Below are 24,055 nucleotides of genomic sequence, written 5' to 3'. Positions count from 1 at the left end.
CTCCTTATTTAATTTGTTTTAATACAACCTTTTTCCGTTTGAATGGGACTTTTCCACTCTTTTCTTCAGCTAGATTTGTCTGGTAACTCATCGATAAAAGCAAGCCAACACCGATCAAGTTACTGATAATAGCCGATCCCCCTTGCGAAATAAAAGGCAGTGGAATCCCGGTCAAAGGAAGCAAGCCCGTCACAGCACCGATATTTTCAAAGATGTGGAAGAGCAACATCATAATCAAACCTGTGGAAATATAGGTGTAGAACTGGTTATTTGATTTGAGAGTAATCTTCAACATACGATAAATCAACATGAGATAAAGGGCGATAACAAGGACAGAGCCAATAAAGCCAAAATCTTCTGCAATAACCGTAAAAATCATGTCTGACTCTCGAACTGGGATAAGCAGATTCGAAGCATTAAATCCCTGACCAAATAAGCCACCACTCCCAATGGCAATCTGCCCTTGAGCCTGCTGGTAAGTCGTTGTTTGGGCAAACTCAAAGGGATTGAGCCAAGCCAAGATCCGATTGATTTGGTAGGTCGGCATTCCAATCTGGTGAAGAAAAGCTCGTCCGTCCTTGCTAATAAAGATGGCTAAGAAACCAGCAACTCCTGTTACAGCAGTCACAAATACTGGGATAATAATTTTCCAAGAAACCCCTGATAATAAAACGATTCCTGAGAAAATGGCTACAAAAACCAAAGCCGTCCCTAAGTCACTTTGAAGTGCTAAAAGAACTAGGACTGGAATAGTAAAGAGAATCATCCAAAAAATTAACAAAAAGTCCAGCGGAACCGTGCGTCTCCATTCCTTATGTTTTTTGGTAAATTGGACAATGACACGAGCCAACATGAGGATATAGGATATCTTCATAAATTCTGACGGCTGGAACAAGGTGATACCATTTACCGATACCCAGTTTTTGGCACCCGTTGATGCAACTAAGCTTGGATTATAAAAGACAATCGGCAAGACCATAAGTCCCAAGCCTAAAATATACAGAAAGGGAGTCACTTTCCAAAGAAATTCTGTATTAAAGAGCATGACGATAAAACCAATCACAAGCCCCAAGGTGATCCAGGCGACCTGCTGCCCTAAAATGGGCAGAATATTATTTGGATAATCATGACTAACGGCTATATAGATAGCCACCACACCGATGACCAGTAGAAAAAATACTGGCAAGAGCAAACTATAATCGACTCTAGAGTCGAGAGAACGTTTCATATACACTAACCTTATACTTTCATACAATACTATTTATCAAAGTTCATTTAAAAAATTATCAACAGCTTCATCAACTTCGGATCGAGAGACGGTTTTAACAGTCGCTTCTTTTGCTAGAGAAGTCACTATTTGCTTACCATATCGTTTTCCGACAATTCTCCTATCCAAAATAAGAGTTAAGGAACGTTGGTGTTCACGTCTCATACTTCTTCCCAAAGCCTGTTTTAAACGAATAATGGCCATTGGCAATTGATAATCATAAAAGGCATTTTTCCCTTCTTGAATTAGTTCCTTATTGATCTTTTTCGTCAAGGGCTCTTGAGGATTTTGGAAAGGAAGTCTTGGTACAACTTGAATCACAAAAGGATGACTTGAAAAATCAACTCCCTCCCAGAAACTTGCTGCACCAAGCAATATTTGTTGTTCTCCTTTTTCAAAGCGTTTCTTCAGTTGATGAACATCGCCATTTTTATACTGGGACAGATGGCTAACTGGAAGTAAATCCGATACTGCTAGAAGCATGTCTTTGGCAGTAAAGAGAGCCAAAATCGGTTGTTGGAAAGCTTGAACTCCCATCAGCAAATCAGCTACCTCCTTGGCATAGACTTCTAAGGAAGTTTCTGTTACTAGAGGAAAATCTTTGACCAAGACCACTTCTTGGTCCTGTTTTCTACGAGCTTCAATCTTGACAAATTTGGCTTCAGGATAGCCTAAAAGGTCGGCCAAAGAAACTCTCTGACTAATCTCAAGAGTAGCCGATACTCCCAAGACTTGGCAACTCTCAGGAACTAAAGAGGACAGAAGAATACGACCTGATTTCGTAGAAGAAATCTGAATTTTCTTTTGACTCGTTTCAGTTGTTTCGAGCCAGTAATCACCTTCAGCTGTAAAATAGCGAACCAGCTCCTCAAAGCCTTCTACTTCTAATTCTGAAAAATACTGATGTAGATTTGCAAGAGAATCTAAGATATTTTTCCTAGATTTTCCAGACTGAAATTGTTCGATCAAGTAGAGGCACTCAAAGCGAATACTTTCTAGTATTCGTTGTTGGATCTTATTTTGCTCCTCCAGTAAAGTCTTATCAAGCAAATCGACAATAGACTGGATATCGTAGGTCTCTTGAAGTAGATTTTCTAAAGCCAACAAAACTTTTTGGACTTCATCAATAATCAGTAAACGGTCGCTGATAAATTCAGGATTATCTTCAAGTCTAGTTACAAGATAGGCATGATTGGTCACTAAAAGCTTGCAAGTCTCTGCCCTTTCTTGACTACGTTTCCAAAAATCTTCCGTCACAAATAAGCTCTGAGATGATAAATTCCCGTCATGACGAAGATCTGTTAGAAAATGTTGGTAACGGTAGAGTTGCCCGATTTCATCCAAATCTCCTGTCTCTGTCTCAGTCAGCCAGACCAAGAGTTGCATTTTAAAGCGTCTAAATAAGCGATTTTCATCATTTTCCTGCAAGGAACGATAAAAGGCATCCAACTTCAGATAATTGTGTGGTCCCTTTAAACTATGAATATCTATATGGAACACTTCCTTGAGACGTTTACCTTCTTCTTCCATGATTTGATTTTGAAGAATCTTTGTCGGAACACTAAGAACAATCTGACGATTTTCCACTTGGGATAAAGCGGGTAAGAGATAGCCATAAGTTTTCCCAATCCCTGTCGGTGCTTGAATCAGAGATACAGACTCATCTTTCAATAGCAAGCCAACCTCTTTAGCAAAACTTTCTTGTTCCTCCCTCACTTCAAGGTTCAACAGAGAAATATTTTTAGAAAAATCTTGAGATAGTTTTCGTGGCTCATTGGGAGCTGCAAGTTTCTTGAAATATAGTCCTTGAACTTGGACCAAATCTGAAGAAGTCAGGATAGATTGGTTGCGATAAATTTCCTCAATAACCAAGTAGGACTCATATAAGAGGGCGTCAGCCATTTCCAGCAAGCGTTCCAAGAGACCTTTAGGAAGCTGGGCCATCTTTTCCCGTAAAAACAAGAGTAATTCCGCAGTGGCTTGGGCATCTGAAAGGGCTGTGTGAGCGTGTTTAAGAGGAATTCCTAATTCTCGACACAATATCGGCAAACTATATTTTTCCAGTTCAGGGAAAAAGACCTGAGCCAATTCGACCGTGTCAACACGAGGATTTTTTAGTTCATAGCCTTCAAAAAATAAATTTTCCGCCAAAAGATTGGCATCAAACTGAACATTATGGGCTACAAAAATCCCATCCTCCACCAAGTCAAAGATTTTTCTGGCAACTTGCGAAAAATCAGGTGCTTGCGCCAGACGTTGGTCAGTTAGCCCTGTCAATTCTTTAATATGAGCATCCAAGGGTTCATGGGGATTGACATCCGTCGTATAGTGATCGACGATTTTTCCGTCCTCAATCACGACAATTCCCACTTGGATAATTTTAGCCTTACTACCTGTGCTAGTTGCCTCTAAATCAACCACAACATAGCGATTACCAATCGTTTTCATTATAAAAAATTATACCAAAAAAAGGGCTATTTGGCACCTGCAAACATAGGATAATTTTCAAACTCAAGAAGGTTACTTGTGTTAAAAATCCCAGCAAACAGAGCATCCTAGACTACTTATTTTTTTTGAAAATATTGGAGAATAAGAAAAATTGAGAGAAGAAATATTTGCATCTTCCTTCTCTCAACGAATCATTTACTTTATTTAACCATGTCAGGATCGTAATCATAAAATCCTGTATCAAGGAAACGGTTTTTAGGGTGTAACTTGCGAACTTCTTCATCTAGCAAGAAGGCTTGGTCATGGCTAAAGTTGCCCTCTTGAATCAAGCTACGCGCTTGTATAAAGAGTTTTGCAATCTCAACAAAGTTCTGACCAGGTGTATAGAGACCTTCTAATTTCCAGTGAGTAAAACCATGCTCCACCAATTCTGTCAATTTGGTCATCAAATTGAGGTCATTGTTGGCAAAGATGTGGGTACCATGATTGTCTTCAAAAATGGAATAGTGGCTCTCTGGGTCACTTGGCTCAGCCAAGAAGAGGTCACGCTTGCGAGTCTTTTCATCATCGATATGCGTAAAGTTATAGTAGTTTTGCAAGAGCGGACGTTTAGAATGATGGATGACACTGGCACCGTAAACCAACACTTCAGCAGGAATTTCCAAAATTTCTGGCATTTTGAAAAGTTCAGCCGATGGAATTTCACGCGCCAAAACAGCCTCAGATGCGCCAGCCTTTTGTCCCCAGAAGTTTATCTGACGACTACTAGTTACCATGGTTGATGCATCGTAGATGGTCTTAAATGAATAACCATCGCGGTTGACTACGTAAAAGACACCTGCATCCCCAATCGTAATGTAGTCTGTCTTAATTTCTTCCAAGAAATCGAGGAAGGGCTTGATACGATCCATCATGTCTTGGTGCATGAGAGCATTGACTGCAACAATCAATTCCTTATCAGCATCATGAACCAGATTAGCGATTTCACGCAATTGGTCATGACTAAAGGTTGTTGGCAGACGAAGGCCAAAATCTTTCTCACCGACATAGATACGGTCTACGCCAGCTTCGAGCAGTTGTTTAACTTGTTCAATACTTTCAGCAGTTGCTGTAATGATAATCTTTTCCATAAGAAAAATTATACCACATTTCTGGAAAATCAGCCAAGACTTATCAGAGTTTTACAAATAGGAATTATTTCAGGCTAATTTCTCAAAGTGACTTCCACTTGACTTACCAAAGTGGAAATTAGTCTAATACTCTTCAAACCACGTCAGCTTTATCTGCAACCCCAAAGCGGTGCTTTGAGCAACCTGAGGCTAGCTTCCTAGTTTGCTCTTTGTTTTTCATTGAGTATAAAACGGATTTTTATAAGAATAACTAGATGAAAGGCAAACCCAAAAGCATGAGAGAGCTTGCCAGTAACAATGATTTTGTATGCTATCCATAAATAGCAAACATCTCAAGCTCCATTAATCTTCAAAACATCATAGATAAAATCTAGTCCAAAATTTAAGCAATTGATGCTATAGAATTTATATATTGTTATAAATTTCTAGTCGTTTTGTTGTTATAGTAACAAAAACGACCTAGAAAAACGAGTATCTCCATCTACGGAAATACTCGTTTTTTGATAGTTAGAAGTGTTTTTTTGCTCAGCTTCATTTCTTTTTATAAAATGTATCAAGCAAACGACCAACTATCTCATCTTTTTCTATTTCTGTCAATATGCGTGACAGGTAGTAATGATAGCTAAATATAGCAAGAGCAAGCAAGAGGATAAGAACTCCTACTCCCAAGCTGATGGCAAGGACAGGGGCGAGAGACCGAACCAAGAATAAGCTCCCTATTACAAAGGCCATTAAGATTGCACTATAAATAAAAATCAAAACAATTGCGACTATACGATTTGAACGGTTCACCAGGTCCGTAATGTTACTCCAATTTGTTGACAAATTTTTCACGTCCTTAAGGTAATGGTGGCAAGAAAGGATGACACTGGCAAGGATCCAGACTACAAGAAGATAAATCATCGAAAGGATGGGCAAGCCTAGATATAGAGAAAGGCCAAGTAAAGTCAGAACTGGTAAAAAAGACTGGACAGCAAATATAATCCAAAATTTCACTTTCACATAACGAGCAAAGTCAAAGGGTAAACTCTTAAGAAAATCAACATTTTCCCTCTCCAAGGACAAGGCAATTGAATGCAGGCTGGTGATATTGTTATTGACAACTGCTATAAAGAGAGCTATAAAAAACAAGGGTAACCAGTATGGAGGATGAATATCTGGAACTATCTGAGAATCTCGAATTTTGGAAATCAGACCGATCATCATGAGATAAGGAAGAAAAGCACTTGTAAAAAGCACTGTAATCACGCCAGTTCCCTGTCCCAAGAGGGTGAGGTGGTAGCGTAAAACCATACGGAAAAAGCCCTTTTTATTAGTAGTTGAAATTCTCTCCTTATTGCGACGTTCTTTCTTGACCTTCTCCTCACTGTTAAGCAGAATCACGTCATAAAAATGAGGAAGAACCTTCTTTTTGGTCAGGTAAAGTAGGAAGAGAGTTAGTCCTATCCAAGCGAGTAGACCCAAGATGGCTTCTGTCGAAAAAGGAGCCACTGCTATTTTGTAAAAGATATGAAGAGGATAAAGGAGAAATGGAATGTCTCTAACTTTGTCAACAATACTTCCAAAAGTCGACTGTAGAAAGAGGACAAATATTAAAGGTATGAGAACTCCTATCCCAATCATCACATTCGCAAAAATAGACTGATACTTTCTGAAGACCGTAGTCTGAGCCAAGAAATGTACTGCCACTACCATCACTAAAGTAACAGAGACAAATAATAAGGCCAAGGACAGCAGCATCAAAGGCAAGCCCAGCCAAAGAGAAGGAGCTAGCCTAATATAGAGGACTAGAAAATAAGCTAGGATTGGCACAATTCCAGCTAGAGCTGGCAAGAGAACAGACAGTCCTTTAGCAATTATAATCTCTGATTCTTTAAAGGCATAGGGCCTATACGATGCCAAGTCCTTACTCTCATAAAAGACATTGTAAAATGCAGTGAAAGAAGTTGAAAAGGCAAGCACCAGTAAAATAGCAACCATGCTACTAAAAAAACTTGGCATTTCCTCAAAAGGAAAACGAAAGGCTATATTTATAAACATGAAAAGCATCAAGAGACTAGAAAAAATGTAAGAACTTAGGATTCTAGCGGAAACATTTACTTTTTTCCCAGGATTCTTAGCCTGCTTCTTTCGTAGGTTAGCCAGATTCGCTTCTTGAGATGAATAGAGGATATTGATATCAACTAATTTTTTAATGACCTTGAGACGCATCTGAAACCTCCTCTTTTCTACCAGCAAGGCTAAGGTAGATACTTTCCAAAGACTGGTCTGGGTGGTCTTTTCTCAAGTCCTCTACACTACCACAATAAATCAAATGCCCCTTTTTCAAAATGGCAATCCGATCACAGACTTGCTCTGCCACCTCTAGGACATGGGTTGAAAACAAGACCGTCTTGCCTTTTTGCGCATGCTCCTTCATCATCTGCTTCAAATCAAAGGCAGCCTGGGGATCCAAACCAGTCAAGGGTTCGTCCAAGACCCAAATATCAGGATCAGACAAGAGTGCCCCAATGACAAAGACTTTCTGACGCATTCCGTGAGAAAGGGTTTCAATAACCTGATAACGATTTTCAGCAAAATCAAAAACACTCAATAGCCTAGCTAGACTAGCCTCCAAGTCAGAGCTAGTCAGATCATAGGATGAGGCGATCAATTCCCAAAATTCATTGGCCGTTAAGCGTAAAAACAAGTCAGGCGAGTCTGCTACGTAGCCAATCTTTCGTTTAATAGCCAAGCGATTTTCCGATAACTCCTGACCGTCTACCAAAATACGACCACTGCTGGGTGAAATGATACTGACTAGGGATTTTATAGTGGTCGATTTTCCAGCACCATTATGACCAATCAAGCCCATAATCTCCCCATTTTCAATCTGCAAATTGAGATTGCTCAAAGCCTCTTTATCACCATACAACTTACTAACATTTTGAAATTCAATCATGGGATGACTCCTATCTTTATCTATATTACATACTATTATACTAGCACTTTGATACAAAAAAATCAATACTTTATTTTAAGTAGTTAAAATAGTTTCCTTCTATCTTACGCAAACGTTTGCCCTAAGAGATACTTTATGATAGAATAAAGAACAAGATTGACAAGTAAGAGGAAACATCATGCAAAATCAAACACTCATGCAATACTTTGAATGGTATCTGCCCCACGACGGTCAGCACTGGACGCGTCTGGCTGAAGATGCTCCACACCTAGCTAATCTCGGCATCAGTCATGTCTGGATGCCACCAGCTTTTAAGGCGACCAATGAAAAAGATGTCGGCTATGGGGTCTATGACCTATTTGACCTAGGAGAGTTTAACCAAAAAGGAACTGTCCGCACCAAGTATGGTTTTAAAGAAGACTATCTTCAAGCCATTCAAGCCCTAAAAGCACAGGGAATCCAGCCTATGGCCGATGTGGTACTCAACCACAAGGCTGCGGCCGATCATATGGAAGCCTTTCAAGTTATCGAAGTGGATCCGGTTGACCGTACAGTTGAACTTGGGGAACCTTTCACCATCAATGGCTGGACTAGCTTTACCTTTGATGGTCGCCAAGATACCTACAATGACTTCCACTGGCACTGGTACCACTTCACAGGTACAGACTATGATGCCAAACGCCGTAAATCCGGGATTTACCTCATCCAAGGGGACAACAAGGGCTGGGCCAACGAGGAATTGGTCGATAATGAAAACGGTAACTACGACTACCTCATGTATGCCGACCTAGACTTTAAACATCCTGAAGTTATCCAAAATATCTATGACTGGGCTGACTGGTTCATGGAAACGACTGGTGTAGCTGGTTTCCGCTTGGATGCTGTCAAACATATCGATTCTTTCTTTATGCGCAATTTCATCCGCGATATGAAGGAAAAATACGGTGAGGATTTCTATGTTTTTGGTGAATTTTGGAACCCAGACAAGGAAGCCAATCTGGACTATCTCGAAAAAACGGAAGAACGCTTTGACCTTGTCGATGTTCGTCTCCACCAGAATCTCTTTGATGCTAGCCGAGCAGGTTCCAGCTATGACCTTCGTGGCATTTTCACAGATAGCCTGGTTGAACTCAAGCCTGACAAGGCGGTGACTTTTGTCGACAACCACGATACCCAACGAGGTCAGGCTCTTGAGTCTACCGTTGAAGAATGGTTCAAACCAGTAGCCTATGCCCTCATTCTGTTACGCCAAAATGGCCTTCCATGTGTCTTTTACGGAGACTACTATGGGATTTCAGGGCGATATGCTCAAGAAGATTTCAAAGAAGTCCTTGACCGCCTCCTAACCATCCGAAAAGATTTGGCCTATGGAGAGCAAACAGACTACTTTGATGATGCTAACTGTATCGGTTGGGTACGTTCAGGCGCTGAAAATCAAGCCCCAATCACAGTTCTTATCTCAAATGACCAAGAAAACAGTAAGTCAATGTTTGTCGGCCAAGAATGGGCTAACCAAACCTTTGTAGATTTACTTGGAAATCACCAAGGTCAAGTTACAATTGATGAGGAAGGTTATGGACAATTCCCAGTCTCAGCTAGATCCGTAAGTGTCTGGGCAGCCAATGCAATCTAATTGCCAATGATTATCAAGCCAGGTCCAAGGGGATTTGGCTTTTTTGCATTCACAAAAAGACCTACCCAAATGGATAGATCTTTAAACTCAATGAAAATCAAAGAGCAAACTAGGAANNACGAAGTCAGTCACATATAAAATCGAAGGTGAAGCTGACGTTGTTTGAAGAGATTTTCGAAGAGTATTACTTGATTACAATTTACCTGCTACTGCATCCAACAATTCTTGGATTTTAGCTTGGTTGCTTCCTCCTGCCATGGCCATGTCTGGTTTACCACCACCACGTCCATCGACGATTGGTGCCAATTCTTTGACAAGGTTTCCTGCATGAAGGTCTTTTGTTTTACTTGCTACAAGAACATTGACTTTGTCACCGATAGCAGCAACTAGGACAAGCAAGTCAGAGTAGTCTTTTTGTTTCCAATTATCTGCAAAGGTACGAAGGGCACCGGCATCTGATACAGACACTTGACTAGCAATGTAACGGTGACCGTTGACTTCCTTAACATCCTTGAAGATGTCACCTGCGGCTGCAGCTGCGGCTTTTTCTTTCAACTCAGCATTTTCTTTTTGAAGCTGACGAAGTTGTTCTTGAAGTCCTTCTACCTTGTGAGGTACTTCTTTAAGTTGAGGTGCTTTCAGGGTTGCTGCGACAGCTTTAAGTGCGTCTTCTTGTTCACGATAGGCTTCAAAGGCTTCCTTACCAGTCACTGCTAAAATACGGCGAGTTCCTGATCCGATACCTTCTTCTTTGACAATCTTGAAGAGGCCAATTTCAGAAGTGTTGCCAACGTGGGTACCACCACAAAGCTCAATAGAGTAGTCGCCGATAGTCACGACACGGACTTCCTTGCCGTATTTCTCACCAAAGAGGGCCATAGCTCCCATTTCCTTAGCAGTGTCAATATCCGTTTCAACTGTCTTCACTTCAAGAGCTTCCCAGATTTTCTCGTTGACTTGCTGTTCAATCGCACGCAATTCTTCTGCAGTTACTGCTTGGAAGTGGGTGAAGTCAAAGCGAAGGAATTCAACTTCGTTAAGAGATCCTGCTTGTGTCGCGTGGCTTCCAAGGATATTGTGAAGGGCAGCGTGAAGCAAGTGAGTCGCAGTGTGGTTTTTCATGACACGGTGACGACGATTGCTATCGATTGCCAAGGTATATTCTTGGTTCAAGGCAAGCGGTGCAAGGACTTCAACTGTATGAAGAGCTTGTCCGTTTGGAGCTTTTTGAACATTTGTCACAGTAGCTACGACCTTACCTGACTCATCCAAGATTTGTCCGTGGTCAGCTACTTGTCCACCCATTTCAGCATAGAATGGCGTTTCCGCAAAGATAAGAGAGGCAGTTCCTTCTGACACAGCTTCTACTTCTGCATTGTCAGCCACGATAGCCACCAATTTAGAAGACAATTGGCTAGCATTGTAGTTGAAGACACTTTCTACAGTGATGTTTTGAAGGGTTTCATTTTGCATACCCATTGAGCCACCCTTGACAGCTGAGGCACGCGCGCGTTCTTGCTGTTCTTTCATGGCTGCTTCAAAGCCTTCACGGTCCACAGTCATACCAGCTTCTTCAGCGATTTCTTCAGTCAATTCAACTGGGAATCCATAAGTGTCATAGAGTTTGAATACATCTGAACCAGCAATGACAGATTGACCTTTTTCTTTCAAGTCAGCTACAATGCCTTGGGCAAAGTGTTGACCTGAGTGAAGGGTACGAGCAAATGATTCTTCTTCGCTCTTAACGATTTTTTCGATAAAGTCACGTTTTTCAAGCACTTCTGGGTAGTAGCTTTCCATGATTTTTCCAACGGTTGGAACGAGTTTGTAAAGGAAAGGCTCGTTGATTCCCAATTTTTGACCATGCATAGACGCACGACGGAGCAGACGACGAAGGACATAACCACGACCTTCATTTCCTGGAAGGGCACCATCACCGATGGCAAATGAGAGTGAACGGATGTGGTCTGCGATAACTTTAAAGCTCATGTTGTCGCCATCTTGGTCATAGACCTTACCAGACAATTTCTCCACTTCACGGATGATCGGCATGAAGAGGTCCGTTTCAAAGTTGGTCTTAGCCCCTTGGATAACCGCCACCAAACGCTCCAAACCAGCGCCCGTATCAATGTTCTTGTGTGGCAGTTCCTTGTATTCGCTACGAGGAACAGCAGGGTCTGCGTTAAATTGTGACAAAACGATGTTCCAGATTTCAATATAACGGTCGTTTTCAATATCTTCTGCAAGCAGGCGAAGACCGATATTTTCTGGGTCAAAAGCCTCTCCACGGTCAAAGAAAATCTCTGTATCTGGTCCAGAAGGTCCCGCACCGATTTCCCAGAAGTTGTCCTCGATTGGAATCAAGTGACTTGGATCCACTCCCACTTCAATCCAGCGGTTGTAAGAATCTTTATCATCTGGATAGTAAGTCATGTAAAGTTTTTCAGCAGGGAAATCAAACCACCCAGGGCTTGTCAAAAGCTCGTAAGCCCAAGTGATGGCTTCGTCACGGAAGTAATCCCCGATAGAGAAGTTCCCCAACATTTCAAACATGGTATGGTGACGTGCAGTCTTCCCTACGTTTTCGATGTCGTTGGTACGGATAGCCTTTTGGGCATTGGTAATACGTGGATTTTCAGGGATAATGGTCCCGTCAAAGTATTTCTTAAGGGTTGCTACCCCAGAGTTGATCCACAAAAGTGTAGGGTCATTTACAGGAACCAAGCTCACTGATGGTTCTACTGAGTGACCTTTGGTCGCCCAGAAATCAAGCCACATTTGGCGTACTTGTGCACTAGATAGTTGTTTCATATTGTCTCCTTATTTACTTGTTTAATGTGATTGGCTTTCCAGCATTTCCACATAGTCAATCGCAACACAGAGGGAAATGACTAGATCTGCATAATCGTCCTCAAGAACCGTTACGGTATAGGTAGAGGTCAGATGGAAGAGTTCCTTCTTAATTTCTGCAATCAGCTGATCGCGATCATCTAGCAATTTGAAATTCAAATCCCATATATTGCCCTCGATACGAAGACCTAGATTATCAAACTCATACTTATCTCGCCAGAAGGTCAACTTCTTACGAATGACAAAACTCGAGCCATCCTGAAGCTGAATCTCAAAACGAGGTAGTAAGGTTAAGATTTCTTTACTGATCTGACTAACCTGTTCACCATTAGCATCATAGATGATAAAAGTTTTGGGAATTTTAAAAAATGATCCCTCCACCTGATAGGCTATTTCTCCCCTGTCATCCTTGATAGCGAAGCGTTCGCCTCCAAGACGAAACTTTTGTTTGACAAGAAATGTTTTCATCAACACCTCCAAAAATCAAAAGACAAGCTCATATCACGAAGGGCGAAAAACCGCGGTACCACCTTCATTCAATGAACTTGTCATTCTCTTGTTCTTATGCAATTGTATGATTGAGTAGCATGACTTCCTAGCTTAGATGGCTCGCAGCACCGCCATTTCTCTGGACTAAGACAAGTGAAAATCAATTCTCAACTCTCTTATTATAACGTTTTTTTAAGTCTGCGTCAACTGGAAATGATTCTAACCAAATAGCATGTGTTAGCCATAAGTTAACTTTCTGCATTAACCTCTTAATTTATCTAGATCTACTTCGTGATGTTTGAGAATTTTTGGGCTTATAAATTGAAATTTTAATTCTTGTATTTTCCAAACGAACCTCTTCCCCTGCCTTAGGTCTTTGATCAACCACTGTTCCTTCAGCAGTACCCTCAGGAGCACTGGCTACTTCCACTATTTCAATATTAGCTTCTTTTATACCAACAATATTGATTAAATTATTTTTGGTAAACTCTAAACTAGAACCAATATAACTTGGCATTGTAGCACTAGTTCGTTTTTTTGCAACAGTCAAAATAATACCTGATGAATCATTCAAATCATATAAAGTTCCCTCTGACAAACTCTGACGTAAAATTGTACCGGGAGAATATTCATCACTTTCTTCCTCCTCAACTTTTATATGATTCTCAGGAATATTTTTACTCTTCAATTCAGCTATAACATCCGAGTATTTTTGACCAATGTAGTTTCCAATATATACTTTTGTAGCCTGTGGTCTAGAAGAGGCAGAACTTGTAGATGAAGTTTGTTTATCTTTAGCTTTATTTCCACCAAGAGAAGCTTGCTTTGTAGAACTTGTGGAGCTTACTGAATTAGATGATTGAGTTGATTGAGTTGATTGAGTTGATTGAGTTGATTGCTTAGTACTGTTATGAGATGATTTGGACTTACTCATACCTATGAAAAAAGTTCCAATTATCACTAATAAAAGTAAGCTTGTAGCTATTCCGAAAAACCACTTTATTCTATTGATTTTCTCTCGATGATACCTTGCTAATTCTTCCTGTTCTTTTTCTCTCTCTTTCTCAAGCATATATTGATTATACTCAGTTTCTGCTTCTGCTAAGAGTATCTGAATTCTCCCTCTCTCATCTTCAGTTTCAGCTTTGGCCCATAGTTTTTTTTAATCAAATATATTATCTTTATATTGTTGCTCTTTACGTAGTTCTAACTCTCTTTCATGTCTAAATTTCTCATCCCATTGTCGCTGACGTTCTAGTTCATTTCTCTCCTCTAATGCCTCATTCTGCTTCCAAGCAAGACGATTTTGTTCTTGTAATGCTGCGTGTTGTTTTTGGTTAGATTCTTGCTGCTCCCATCTTTGTTGTTCTAACAAATTATTTTGTCTTCTTAATTCTTGATTTCGTTCTGCATCTCGAAGATCTCTTTCCCAATTATTCAAACTATTTATACCTCCTTCTAATTTGAATTATATCCATGTTCTTTAGATTTTAAAACTTCTTTCCACCAGGATTCACGTTTTAAAACAAATTTATCATCTATTTTTCCATTATAGTTTTCTAATACAGAGTATTGAAAATTATCTTTAACATAATTAAACCCTTGTTTTTCAACTAAAATCTTAAGTTCTTTGTTGCCACCATGTCCATTATCCACATAGGATTGCCAACGTTGTAAAAGCATACCATAATTTGAAGTTGCTGATCCGACATATAATTTACCATTCTGCTTATCAGTAATAAGATAAACAGCCTTTTGATTTTGTAAAGCAGTTATCCAATCTTTTTTTCTCAAACGTAAAATCAATTCTAAGTCTCTATAAGATAAAGAAATATTATCATAACCCGGAAATTCTTCCCCACCAAATGAATCTGATAACAATTGCTCTATAATCAATTCTTCATTACAAGTTGAATATTTTAGAACTGAACCTCTAGATTTTTTTCTATACCTAATAATTAAACGCCCAAAAAGTGCAGAATACTCATTCAATTCAATTCCTTCATAGTTCTGACCCCCAGTTACAAAAAGTTCCTTGGTAACTTCTTTTATTGTAGTCAATAACCATTTATTATTATCTATCTTAATAAAATTTATAACGATATCTCCAACATTAAAATATCGCTTATTTGTTCTCCAAAATAGATTGTAGTTGTTTATTATTTCCTCATCTCTTAAATAGGTCTGAATTGGGTTTTCTCCAGTCCAATTATTAAACTTCACCTTGAATTTCCATTGATTTTGTTCACTTATATTCAAAATATCATTTAACTTTAAATCCATAACAAAACTTTATTCCCCATAATATTTGCTAAATTTTACATTTCTCACATATTATACAAAAATGTATAGTTATGGTCAAACTTTTATCAGGTTACTTTAATTAATAGCTGTCATCAAAAAAACGAACCAGCTTAACTGATTCGTTTTCGTACATTCTACTCCTACTTCCGATACATTTTAAACTGTAGGAAGAGGTCGCTATATTTTCCTGTCCATTTATGGTCAAATTTTTCATAAACTTCTAGGTGTTTCATGGTTTCAGCATCAGGATAGAAGGCCTTGTCTTCTTTTTTCTCCTCTGGGAGTAGTTCCTTGGCTGGTAGGTTTGGTGTTGAATAACCGACATACTCTGCATTTTTAAGAGCATTTTCAGGTTTCAACATAAAGTTGATAAAGGCATAGGCTGCGTCTTGGTTTTTAACTGTTTTGGGAATGACCATATTGTCAAACCAAAGGTTGCTGGCCTCAGTCGGTACCACATAACGTAGATTTTCATTTTTTTCTAGCATTTGGCTAGCTTCCCCAGAGAAGGTCACGCCGATAGCAGCGTTATTCTGAATCATGTAGCCCTTCATTTCGTCCGCCACAATAGCCTTTATATTTGGAGTGAGCTTGTAAAGCTTATCCACTGTCTCTTCCAACTGCTGGGTATCCTTGGAGTTGAGGCTATAGCCAAGGGAATTGAGTCCTAGTCCCAGCACCTCACGCGCCCCATCAAAGAGCATGATAGAGTTCTTATACTCTGGCTTCCAGAGGTCATCCCAATGCTCAGGCACTTCATCGACCATAGTTTCATTGTAGACAATTCCCAGTGTTCCCCAGAAGTAAGGAATAGAGAATTTATTACCTGGATCAAAGGATTGGTTGAGAAACTCTGGTCCGATATTTTCGATTCCTTCAAGTTTTGAATAATCAAGTGGCACCAAGAGGTCTTCGTCCTTCATCTTGTTAATCATGTACTCACTTGGGATGGCAATATCATAAGTCGTTCCACCCTGCTTAATCTTGGTATACATGGCTTCGTTGGAATCAAAGGTCTCATACTGGACTTGGATTCCTGTTTCTTCTGTGAATTGCTCCAAGAGTTCTGGATCGATATAGTCTCCCCAGTTGTAGATAACCAGTTTTTGACTATCTCGGCTATTTATTTTACTATCTAGATGCGTCGCAATTCCCCACAAGATCAAGATAATGGCTGCAATTCCTGCTAAAAATGAATAGAGTTTTTTCATGCTTGCTCCTCCTTTTCACGTGAGATAAAGTAATATCCAACCACTAGGATAATACTAAAGAGAAAGACAAGGGCAGACAGGGCATTGATTTCTAGCGAAATTCCCTTACGGGCACGAGAGTAAATCTCGACTGATAGGGTTGAAAAGCCATTTCCCGTCACAAAGAAGGTCACAGCAAAGTCATCTAGCGAATAGGTGAAGGCCATGAAATAACCTGCAATGATAGACGGAGTCAGGTAAGGAAGCATAATTTCCTTGAACATCTGAAATTGACTGGCACCAAGGTCATAGGCCGCATGAATCATGTCACCGTTCATTTCCTTGAGACGAGGCAAAACCATCAAGACCACGATAGGAATGGAGAAGGCCACGTGACTAGAAAGAACGGTCAAAAAGCCAAGTGAAAACTTGAGTTGGGTAAAGAGAATCAAGAAGCTGGCACCAATCATAACGTCAGGCGCAACCATGAGGATATTATTGAGTGATAGAAAGGCTTCTTGGTATTTCTTACGAGACTGGTAGATGTAAATGGCACCAAAAGTCCCGATAATGGTCGCAATCAAGGCTGACAGGAAGGCCAAGAAAAAGGTCTGAGTTACAATCAACATAAGACGACCATCGCCAAACATGGTTTTAAAATGGCTCAAGCTAAAGCCTGTAAAGCTATTCATGTCATTGCCTGCATTAAAGGCATAGCCAATCAGGTAAAAAATCGGCAGGTAGAGGACAAGAAAGACCAGTCCTAGATAAAGGTTGGCAAATTTTTTCATCGTTCTCTCCTTTCCTTGGTCACCCACATGGTGATGAACATGGTCAGGATGAGAATCACACCGATGGTTGAACCCATACCGTAGTTGTCATTGGTCAGGAAGTTCTGCTCAATGGCTGTTCCCAGCGTGATAACGCGGTTCCCACCAATCAAACGGGTCAGCATGAAGAGACTCAAACTTGGGATAAAGACCGACTGAACTCCACTTCGCACCCCATTCATCGATAGAGGGAAGATGACATGGCGGAAAGTCTCCCACTTGGTAGCACCGAGGTCATAGCTGGCATTGATGAGATTGTTATCCATATCGTCCAAGACATTGAAAATGGGCAAAATCATAAAAGGAAGCTCGATGTAGCTTGCGACAAAGATAAAGGAGAAATCGGTAAAGAGCAACTGTTGCGAACCGATTCCGATAAATTCCAAGAATTGGTTAATAGAGCCATTTTGACCAAAAATCCCGATAAAGGCATAGGCTTTAAGGAGCAAATTGACCCAGGTTGGCAGGATAATCAGCATGAGCCAAAGTTGACGGTGCTTGAGACGGGTCAAAAAGAGGGCTGTTGGATAGCTGATAAGCAAGGTTACAAAGGTCACAATTCCTGCATAAAGCACGGAGTTAAAGCTCATTTTGAGGTAGGTCAAGTTTTGTGACGCAAAGTAAGATTTATAGTTTTCTAAGCTAAACTGGCCTTCGATATTGAAAAAGGATTGACCGAAAATCAAGACCAAGGGTGCCAGGACAAAGAGGGCAATCCAAAGCATGTAGGGCACTACAAAGAGTTTAGAGCTTGTTTTCTTCATCTCTTTCCTCCTCGATTGCATTGATCAGACCTGCTTCTTGCTCTTCGATTTCCACATATTCTTCGATACGGGCATCGAACTCTTCTTCTGTTTCATTGAGACGCATGATGTGGATGTCTTCTGGTTCAAAATCCAGACCGATTTCCTCACCCACTATGGCCTTACGGGTTGAGTGGATCATCCATTCATTTCCAAGTTCGTCATAGGCGATAATTTCATAGTGCACCCCACGGAAGAGCTGGGTATCGACCTTAACTTGGAGCTTGCCTTCTTCAGGAAGGGTAATACGCAAGTCCTCTGGACGAATGACAACCTCGACAGGCTCATTTGGCTTCATCCCACCATCGACCGCTTCAAAGCGTTTGCCGTTAAACTCAACCAAGTAGTCCTCAATCATGGTTCCTGGCAAGATATTTGACTCACCGATAAAGGTGGCAACAAAGTGGTTGATTGGCTCATCGTAGATGTCCACAGGTGTTCCAGACTGGACAATCTCGCCATCATTCATAACGAAAATCCAGTCACTCATGGCCAGCGCTTCTTCCTGATCGTGAGTGACAAAGACAAAGGTAATGCCCAATCGTTGTTGCAATTCACGGAGCTCGTACTGCATGTCTGTTCTTAATTTCAAGTCCAGCGCTGACAAGGGCTCGTCCAACAAAACCACACGAGGTTGGTTGATGATGGCACGGGCAATAGCCACACGCTGACGTTGTCCTCCAGAAAGTTTACGAATGGAACGTTTTTCGTAACCTTCCAACTGAACCATCTTGAGAACTTCCGCTACGCGTTTCTCGATTTCTTTCTTGTCAATTTTACGCAAGCGAAGTGGAAAGGCAACATTTTCAAACACATTCATATGTGGAAACAAGGCATAGGATTGGAAGACCGTATGGACGTCTCGCTTGTTGGTTGGGATGTCATTGATACGGACACCATCCAGCAAAATATCTCCTGTCGTCGCATCCAGTAAACCTGCAATGATGTTAAGGATAGTTGATTTCCCTGAACCAGACGCGCCTAGAAGAGTATAGAACTTCCCTTCTTCCAACTCAAAGTTGATGTCTTTGAGAACCTTGGTGTTGCTGTCTTCAAAAACTTTTGAGACGTTTTTGAATTCAATAATTGGTTTTTTCAATTGTCATTTATTCCTTCTTTTTCATAGATTAACAGATCAGGGCTCTGTCAGGCCGTCACTACCTCGTGTAGGAGATTAAACTGCCTACATTCTTCTGCACTAACGATAGGCTTTCACCCCCTTTCCATGACATAGCAGCAGCTTTTCAACTACAGCTTCCTACTTGCTTTCACCTAAAATACGGACTTCTCTTTCAAGCGTGATACCTGAGTGTTCCTTGACTTTTTCGATAACAGACTCAATCAAGTCCTCGTAGTCTTTGGCCGTTCCATCTGCGACATTGATCATAAATCCTGCGTGCTTTTCAGACACTTCTACGCCACCGATACGATAGCCTTTCAAACCAGCTTCTGAAATTAACTGACCTGCAAAATGCCCAACAGGACGCTTAAATACCGAACCACAAGATGGGTATTCCAAAGGTTGCTTGAGTTCACGTAGGTGCGTCAAGCGGTCCATTTCCTGCTTGATAACCTGATGGGTTCCTGGGGCTAGGGCAAATTTAGCTGACAAGACAACTGCACCAGACTCCTGAATGGCTGAATGGCGGTAACCAAAAGCCAAATCTTTGGCAGACAGGGTCTCGATTTCTCCATCCTTGGTCAAGACCTTACAAGACTGCAAGATGTGTGCAATCTCTCCTCCGTATGCACCCGCATTCATAAAGACAGCACCGCCGACGCTTCCAGGAATGCCACAAGCAAACTCGAAACCCGTCAAACTATGACGAAGGGCAATGCGAGTTGTTTCAATCAAGTTAGCACCAGCTTCTGCTTCAATGGTATAGCCATCAACGGAAACGTTATTGAGCTTGTCACACAAGATGACAAATCCACGAATCCCACCATCACGAACGATGATGTTGCTGGCATTTCCAAGAACCATCCAAGGAATATTTTCTTGATTGGCAAATTTAACAACACGCGCCAACTCAAAACGATTTCGTGGAAAGACCAAATAATCGGCCTCTCCACCTACTTTTGTATAACTATAGCTATGCAAGGGTTCCTTAAAACGGATATCAATTCCTTCTAGGATTTCAAGCATTTTTTCTCTTACAGACATGTCACTCTTCCTTTTACAAAATTCATTCCATTATACCATTTTTAAGACCATTTGACGACCCTAAAAAAATCTTAGGCTTATTTTAAACAAAAAAGAGGTTTCCCCCTTTTTCTTATGATTTTTTGCAAAAGATTGCCTTGGTTCCATAGGCAACCAGAACGAGCTCTAGTGCTAGGACAACTTCCGCCAAGACTGGATTGGTCAGCCAGCCAACTTGGACTAGAGATGGTGCCAGATCAAAGAAGGCATGTAGGCCATAGGCTGCTAGGAGATAAATCCATTTCTTCTGGCGAACAGCTTGGTAAACCCAAACTGTCAAGAGTAATTGAAAACCTAGCGCCAAGATTCGCTCAAAACCAAGCAAATAAATCTGCCAGACCGATAGCGACTGGATAGTCTTCAACATATTTTCAGACAGTAATTGCATAACCTGTGGATCCTGAGTTTGAACTGCTGAGAGAACGATGTAGAGATTAAACAAACTAGCAAGACCCAGGAAAATTAATTCCAAGCCACCATGCCCCAGTCCATAGGCCAAGGCGTCTGCCTTTTCCAAACTTCTCTTTTTCTCCAACCATTTGAAGAAAACAAGACGAGCCGTTTCCTCAAAAAATGCTGCCATGGCTAGGCCATAGATGATATAGACAAGCGGATGGTCTTGCAAGAGGGCAATACTACCGTCTTTTTGAGGATGCAAAACAAAGATATGCACCAGTTTTTCTAAAATCTGTGAAGAGACAAAGAAAGCAACAGCCCCCAAGCCCAAAACAGCTAGATTAATCTGGTATTTCTTTCTGGCATACCAAATGCTCCCTATCAAGAAAGCCAGTAACAGCAACATGGTAATGATAATATGAATGGTCATTTTCTTCTCCTATTCCGCCTTTTCAATATCTTTTTTCATCTCGTCAACATTAAACTTAGCAAACAAGTATTGACGATCTTGGACTGGGAAACGTTGATCCAACTGGTCAACTGCTCCCACCTCGATAATGCCTTCCTTGATGACAAAGTCCATGACATGCCCACCGAAGGTCAAATCATCTGAGATGAAGTGCAGATGGTAACCTGCCACACTAACCCCATGGAAAATCTCAGGCGTCCAGAAACCAACGATGGTTCCCGCCACATTGTCACGACTATATTCCGGTTGATGGGTTGCGACCTCAGCAAACTTGGTATCTGGTGTCGACTTGGGAATCATGCGCACATGCATATGTGAAAATTCACCACGAATCTTAATTGAGCGGAAAAGATTTTCCCCATCATAATAAGACTCGATTCGTTCTTCCAATTCCTTGTCTGTCATCTCAAAGCGCTGGCGGAAAATGACCTCTGCCTGATGTGGTACTACTGCTGCATAAGGAATAAGGGCATCTGGTGATACTTCTACAATTTCTGGCTGGTCTCCTGACCCTTTGGCCTGATAGGCCTTGCCATCTAAGACAATCAATTCTCCATCAATAGAATCCAAGGTTCCCAAACCAAGGTCACCATGTTCTAGCAATTCTCCTACTGTCATAGTACCACCATAAAGGCCAGCCATCAAGGCTCCAAGGGTATTGTATTGAAATAATTTCACTGGTTCCTGCACGTTCTTATCCATTCACTTTCTTGTCTGTTATTCTATAAATCTTACTCCTAAGTATACCACATTTGCCCCTAGATGTGAACGAGAGAAACACCCTAGACATTGCCAAGAAAGAAAAAAAAGGGTACAATGTAACAAAATCAAGGGAGGTTTGGAATGAAGAAACAAAGCAAGTACCAAGAGGTCGTTTCCTATCTAAAAAACGGTATCGAGTCTGGACGTTTTCCGACGGGAAGTCGCCTGCCTTCTATCCGTCAACTGAGCCTTGACTTTCACTGCAGCAAGGACACCATTCAACGCGCCCTGCTGGAATTACGGCACGAACAATACCTCTATGCCAAGCCCCAGAGTGGCTACTATGTATTAGAACAAGGGCAACATCAGGACCTAGAAATCGAGGTTACGGACGAACATGCCAGCGCCTATGACGATTTCCGACTCTGTGTCAATGAAACCTTGATTGGCCGGGAAAACTACCTCTTCAACTACTATGACAACCAAGAAGGATTAGAAGACCTAAGACAGTCCATTCATAAACTCCTCTTTGACCAAGCCCTCTACTGCAAGGCTGACCAACTGGTACTGACTTCTGGAACCCAACAAGCCTTGTTTATCCTTTCTCAAATATCCTTTCCTAGCCAAGCCAAGGAAATCTTGGTAGAACAGCCAACCTACCATCGTATGAATCGCCTCTTGATTGCTCAGGGTCTGAACTATCAAACGATTGAACGAGGCGTTGATGGGATTGACTTGGAAGAGCTGGAAGGCCACTTCAAAACAGGAAAAATTAAGTTTTTCTATACCATTCCTCGTTTTCACTATCCTCTGGGGCATTCCTATTCTGAGCAGGACAAACGGGCTATTCTTGACTTAGCTGCCAAGTATGGTGTTTATATCGTCGAAGACGATTATCTGGGGGATTTGGATTCCAAGAAGGGTCAGACCTTCCACTATCTGGATACAGAGGAGCGGATCATTTACATCAAGTCCTTCTCAACCAGCCTCTTTCCAGCCCTGCGGATTACGTCACTCATTCTTCCAAATGCTATCAAAGAAGCCTTTGTGGCTTACAAAAATATCCTAGATTACGACAGCAACCTCATCATGCAAAAGGCCCTGTCACTCTATATTGACAGTCAATTATTTGAGAAAAATCGTCTAGCTCGATTGTCCAATCAGGAAGACTACCAAAAACAACTCGAGGAAAGATTAGCTAACACTCCTTGCCCCCTTCCTCATTTCCCGCTTCACGATGGTGTATTACTAGACCTGAGACAGTATCCTAAAATTGCCAGTCTCAAACACAGTCAACTGGGCTTGGATTTCTTTGAAGAGGCCTATTTAAGCACCTGTCCTTATCAATTTGCCAAGGTGTCCTTAGATAATCTGGAAAAGGTTTTAAACTATTTAAAAGCAGAATTGGACTGACTTCCAACTCTGCTTTTTTCTTATACTCTTCGAAAATCTCTTCAAACCACGTCAGCGTCGCCTTACCGTAGATATATGTAACTGACTTCGTCAGTCTTANNTTTTCATTGAGTATTATTCTTCAACTTCTGTTAAGGTTGCCGCTTTTTCAAGATATTTTTGGTAGGTACCGTCATCCTTGAGTTTTTGGATGACCTTGTCCACCACTTCTTTCAAATCAGCACTATTTTTTCTAAGGGCAACGGCATTGGCTTCACCGTCCTTCATCTTCAAGCTGACAGTTGCGACAGCTAGGTCGGCATTTTTAGCAGCATAGCTAAGCGCAACAGGCTCATCCATATGAACAGCATCTACTTTTCCAGCCTGCAATTCATTGACAGCTTCACCCATATTAGTTAGGGAAGTCAATTGCGCTTTTGGCAATTGTTCCTTGACCATTGATTCTGGAACAGTCCCTTTTTGGGCTGCAATATTAGCACTTTCTAGGCTAGTTAAATCCTTGTATTTTTCTACATCAGCCTTACGAACCAAGAAACTAATCTTGTTTTCATAGTAAGGGATTGAAAAATCAAAGACTTCTTTTCTCTCATCAGTAGCACTAATTCCTGCAACTGCTAGGTCAGCCTTACCTGTTTGAAGACTAGTCAAGACATTGTCAAAACTCATGCTTGAGATTTCCAACTTAACCCCAAGTTCATCAGCGATAGCTTGAGCCATATCAATATCCGCACCGACTACCTGGTTTTTTCCGTCAACTAAGGATTGGAATTCAAAAGGTGCATAATCAGGACTAGTCGCCACAACTAATTTCCCCTTTTGCTTAATGGCTTCAACAGCTGACTGAGAACCATTAGAACCTGACTGGCAAGCTACTAAGAAGAAACTTGCAAGAAAACTACATAAAACAAATATCCATTTTTTTGATTTCATAAATAAACAACCTCTCTGTTGATTTTGTATAATTATAACGCTATTCAAGTTACTTGT

At 41.0% G+C, this 24,055-nt stretch carries 19 protein-coding genes and 1 pseudogene; 2 read left to right on the top strand and 18 right to left on the bottom strand.

Annotated elements, in window-relative coordinates; all coding sequences use genetic code 11:
* Window positions 1-4 precede the first annotated feature (4 nt).
* The 5 genes from HT685_RS05000 to HT685_RS04980 all read right to left on the bottom strand — a co-directional run bounded on the left by HT685_RS05000 (window position 5) and on the right by HT685_RS04980 (window position 7,786).
* Window positions 5-1,228 carry an FtsW/RodA/SpoVE family cell cycle protein gene (locus HT685_RS05000; protein WP_173226685.1) on the bottom strand — a complete coding sequence of 408 codons (1,224 nt, stop codon included), beginning with the start codon at window positions 1,226-1,228 and terminating at the stop codon, window positions 5-7.
* 36 nt (window positions 1,229-1,264) lie between these two features.
* Entirely contained in the window at window positions 1,265-3,715 is a 2,451-nt protein-coding gene (locus tag HT685_RS04995) for a bifunctional DnaQ family exonuclease/ATP-dependent helicase (protein ID WP_173226687.1), read from the bottom strand.
* 200 nt (window positions 3,716-3,915) lie between these two features.
* Entirely contained in the window at window positions 3,916-4,845 is a 930-nt protein-coding gene (locus tag HT685_RS04990) for a peptidase U32 family protein (protein WP_173226689.1), read from the bottom strand.
* A 531-nt stretch (window positions 4,846-5,376) separates the two neighbouring features.
* A complete protein-coding gene (locus HT685_RS04985) occupies window positions 5,377-7,056 on the bottom strand; it encodes a hypothetical protein (RefSeq protein ID WP_173226691.1) in 1,680 nt (559 codons plus the stop codon).
* Window positions 7,037-7,786 (bottom strand): ABC transporter ATP-binding protein, encoded by a 750-nt coding sequence (locus tag HT685_RS04980; RefSeq protein WP_050242125.1) that lies wholly within the window; start codon window positions 7,784-7,786, stop codon window positions 7,037-7,039. Before HT685_RS04980 ends, HT685_RS04985 begins: the two co-directional genes overlap by 20 nt.
* A gap of 178 nt (window positions 7,787-7,964) precedes the next feature.
* On the opposite strand from HT685_RS04980, the gene HT685_RS04975 reads away from it, so the two are divergent.
* Window positions 7,965-9,419 (top strand): alpha-amylase, encoded by a 1,455-nt coding sequence (locus tag HT685_RS04975; protein WP_173226692.1) that lies wholly within the window; start codon window positions 7,965-7,967, stop codon window positions 9,417-9,419.
* Window positions 9,420-9,611: 192 nt separating this feature from the next.
* Here the strand turns inward: HT685_RS04975 and alaS are convergent, their stop codons facing one another.
* From alaS to budA, 12 genes and pseudogenes are all read right to left on the bottom strand, one after another.
* A complete protein-coding gene (gene alaS / locus HT685_RS04970; RefSeq protein WP_173226694.1) occupies window positions 9,612-12,230 on the bottom strand; it encodes an alanine--tRNA ligase in 2,619 nt (872 codons plus the stop codon).
* A 21-nt stretch (window positions 12,231-12,251) separates the two neighbouring features.
* A complete protein-coding gene (locus tag HT685_RS04965; RefSeq protein WP_173226696.1) occupies window positions 12,252-12,737 on the bottom strand; it encodes an LURP-one-related/scramblase family protein in 486 nt (161 codons plus the stop codon).
* A gap of 295 nt (window positions 12,738-13,032) precedes the next feature.
* A pseudogene (locus HT685_RS10080) lies at window positions 13,033-13,506 on the bottom strand (PASTA domain-containing protein); the annotation flags it as partial.
* A gap of 414 nt (window positions 13,507-13,920) precedes the next feature.
* Entirely contained in the window at window positions 13,921-14,199 is a 279-nt protein-coding gene (locus HT685_RS10075; RefSeq protein WP_240148103.1) for a hypothetical protein, read from the bottom strand.
* A 17-nt stretch (window positions 14,200-14,216) separates the two neighbouring features.
* Window positions 14,217-15,041, bottom strand: coding sequence for a GIY-YIG nuclease family protein (locus HT685_RS04955; protein ID WP_173226698.1), 825 nt, complete (start codon window positions 15,039-15,041; stop codon window positions 14,217-14,219).
* 161 nt (window positions 15,042-15,202) lie between these two features.
* Window positions 15,203-16,273, bottom strand: coding sequence for an ABC transporter substrate-binding protein (locus HT685_RS04950; RefSeq protein ID WP_173226700.1), 1,071 nt, complete (start codon window positions 16,271-16,273; stop codon window positions 15,203-15,205).
* A complete protein-coding gene (locus tag HT685_RS04945) occupies window positions 16,270-17,043 on the bottom strand; it encodes an ABC transporter permease subunit (protein ID WP_000712740.1) in 774 nt (257 codons plus the stop codon). Before HT685_RS04945 ends, HT685_RS04950 begins: the two co-directional genes overlap by 4 nt.
* Entirely contained in the window at window positions 17,040-17,846 is an 807-nt protein-coding gene (locus HT685_RS04940; protein WP_000753803.1) for an ABC transporter permease, read from the bottom strand. The genes HT685_RS04945 and HT685_RS04940 overlap by 4 nt, the downstream gene beginning before the upstream one ends.
* Window positions 17,827-18,984 (bottom strand): ABC transporter ATP-binding protein, encoded by a 1,158-nt coding sequence (locus HT685_RS04935; RefSeq protein WP_000742895.1) that lies wholly within the window; start codon window positions 18,982-18,984, stop codon window positions 17,827-17,829. The genes HT685_RS04940 and HT685_RS04935 overlap by 20 nt, the downstream gene beginning before the upstream one ends.
* Window positions 18,985-19,143: 159 nt before the next feature.
* Window positions 19,144-20,049 (bottom strand): UDP-N-acetylmuramate dehydrogenase, encoded by a 906-nt coding sequence (murB, locus tag HT685_RS04930; protein WP_000116175.1) that lies wholly within the window; start codon window positions 20,047-20,049, stop codon window positions 19,144-19,146.
* Window positions 20,050-20,161: 112 nt separating this feature from the next.
* Window positions 20,162-20,914, bottom strand: coding sequence for a YhfC family glutamic-type intramembrane protease (locus HT685_RS04925; protein WP_000152237.1), 753 nt, complete (start codon window positions 20,912-20,914; stop codon window positions 20,162-20,164).
* 9 nt (window positions 20,915-20,923) lie between these two features.
* A complete protein-coding gene (gene budA, locus HT685_RS04920; protein WP_000360298.1) occupies window positions 20,924-21,655 on the bottom strand; it encodes an acetolactate decarboxylase in 732 nt (243 codons plus the stop codon).
* A gap of 141 nt (window positions 21,656-21,796) precedes the next feature.
* On the opposite strand from budA, the gene HT685_RS04915 reads away from it, so the two are divergent.
* A complete protein-coding gene (locus HT685_RS04915; protein WP_173226702.1) occupies window positions 21,797-23,068 on the top strand; it encodes a PLP-dependent aminotransferase family protein in 1,272 nt (423 codons plus the stop codon).
* Window positions 23,069-23,182: 114 nt separating this feature from the next.
* On the opposite strand, the gene HT685_RS04910 is transcribed toward HT685_RS04915, so the two are convergent.
* Entirely contained in the window at window positions 23,183-23,998 is an 816-nt protein-coding gene (locus HT685_RS04910; protein WP_000837372.1) for an ABC transporter substrate-binding protein, read from the bottom strand.
* Between the last annotated feature and the right edge of the window lie 57 nt (window positions 23,999-24,055).

The organism is Streptococcus sp. 5004 (assembly GCF_013276755.1).
Classification (GTDB): Bacteria; Bacillota; Bacilli; order Lactobacillales; family Streptococcaceae; genus Streptococcus.
The sequence above is the reverse complement of the archived record's forward strand: the minus strand, read 5'-3'. Positions and strand labels throughout refer to the sequence as shown.

Bases quoted from the DNA above. Each gene is read 5' to 3' on its own strand.
- HT685_RS04940 (WP_000753803.1), bottom strand. From the start codon at position 17,846: ATGAAGAAAACAAGCTCTAAACTCTTTGTAGTGCCCTACATGCTTTGG.
- alaS (WP_173226694.1), bottom strand. From the start codon at position 12,230: ATGAAACAACTATCTAGTGCACAAGTACGCCAAATGTGGCTTGATTTC.
- HT685_RS04955 (WP_173226698.1), bottom strand. From the start codon at position 15,041: ATGGATTTAAAGTTAAATGATATTTTGAATATAAGTGAACAAAATCAA.
- HT685_RS04915 (WP_173226702.1), top strand. From the start codon at position 21,797: ATGAAGAAACAAAGCAAGTACCAAGAGGTCGTTTCCTATCTAAAAAAC.
- HT685_RS05000 (WP_173226685.1), bottom strand. From the start codon at position 1,228: ATGAAACGTTCTCTCGACTCTAGAGTCGATTATAGTTTGCTCTTGCCA.
- HT685_RS04990 (WP_173226689.1), bottom strand. From the start codon at position 4,845: ATGGAAAAGATTATCATTACAGCAACTGCTGAAAGTATTGAACAAGTT.
- HT685_RS04950 (WP_173226700.1), bottom strand. From the start codon at position 16,273: ATGAAAAAACTCTATTCATTTTTAGCAGGAATTGCAGCCATTATCTTG.
- HT685_RS04910 (WP_000837372.1), bottom strand. From the start codon at position 23,998: ATGAAATCAAAAAAATGGATATTTGTTTTATGTAGTTTTCTTGCAAGT.
- HT685_RS04975 (WP_173226692.1), top strand. From the start codon at position 7,965: ATGCAAAATCAAACACTCATGCAATACTTTGAATGGTATCTGCCCCAC.
- HT685_RS04995 (WP_173226687.1), bottom strand. From the start codon at position 3,715: ATGAAAACGATTGGTAATCGCTATGTTGTGGTTGATTTAGAGGCAACT.
- HT685_RS04965 (WP_173226696.1), bottom strand. From the start codon at position 12,737: ATGAAAACATTTCTTGTCAAACAAAAGTTTCGTCTTGGAGGCGAACGC.
- HT685_RS04945 (WP_000712740.1), bottom strand. From the start codon at position 17,043: ATGAAAAAATTTGCCAACCTTTATCTAGGACTGGTCTTTCTTGTCCTC.
- HT685_RS04925 (WP_000152237.1), bottom strand. From the start codon at position 20,914: ATGACCATTCATATTATCATTACCATGTTGCTGTTACTGGCTTTCTTG.
- budA (WP_000360298.1), bottom strand. From the start codon at position 21,655: ATGGATAAGAACGTGCAGGAACCAGTGAAATTATTTCAATACAATACC.
- HT685_RS04985 (WP_173226691.1), bottom strand. From the start codon at position 7,056: ATGCGTCTCAAGGTCATTAAAAAATTAGTTGATATCAATATCCTCTAT.
- HT685_RS04980 (WP_050242125.1), bottom strand. From the start codon at position 7,786: ATGATTGAATTTCAAAATGTTAGTAAGTTGTATGGTGATAAAGAGGCT.
- murB (WP_000116175.1), bottom strand. From the start codon at position 20,049: ATGTCTGTAAGAGAAAAAATGCTTGAAATCCTAGAAGGAATTGATATC.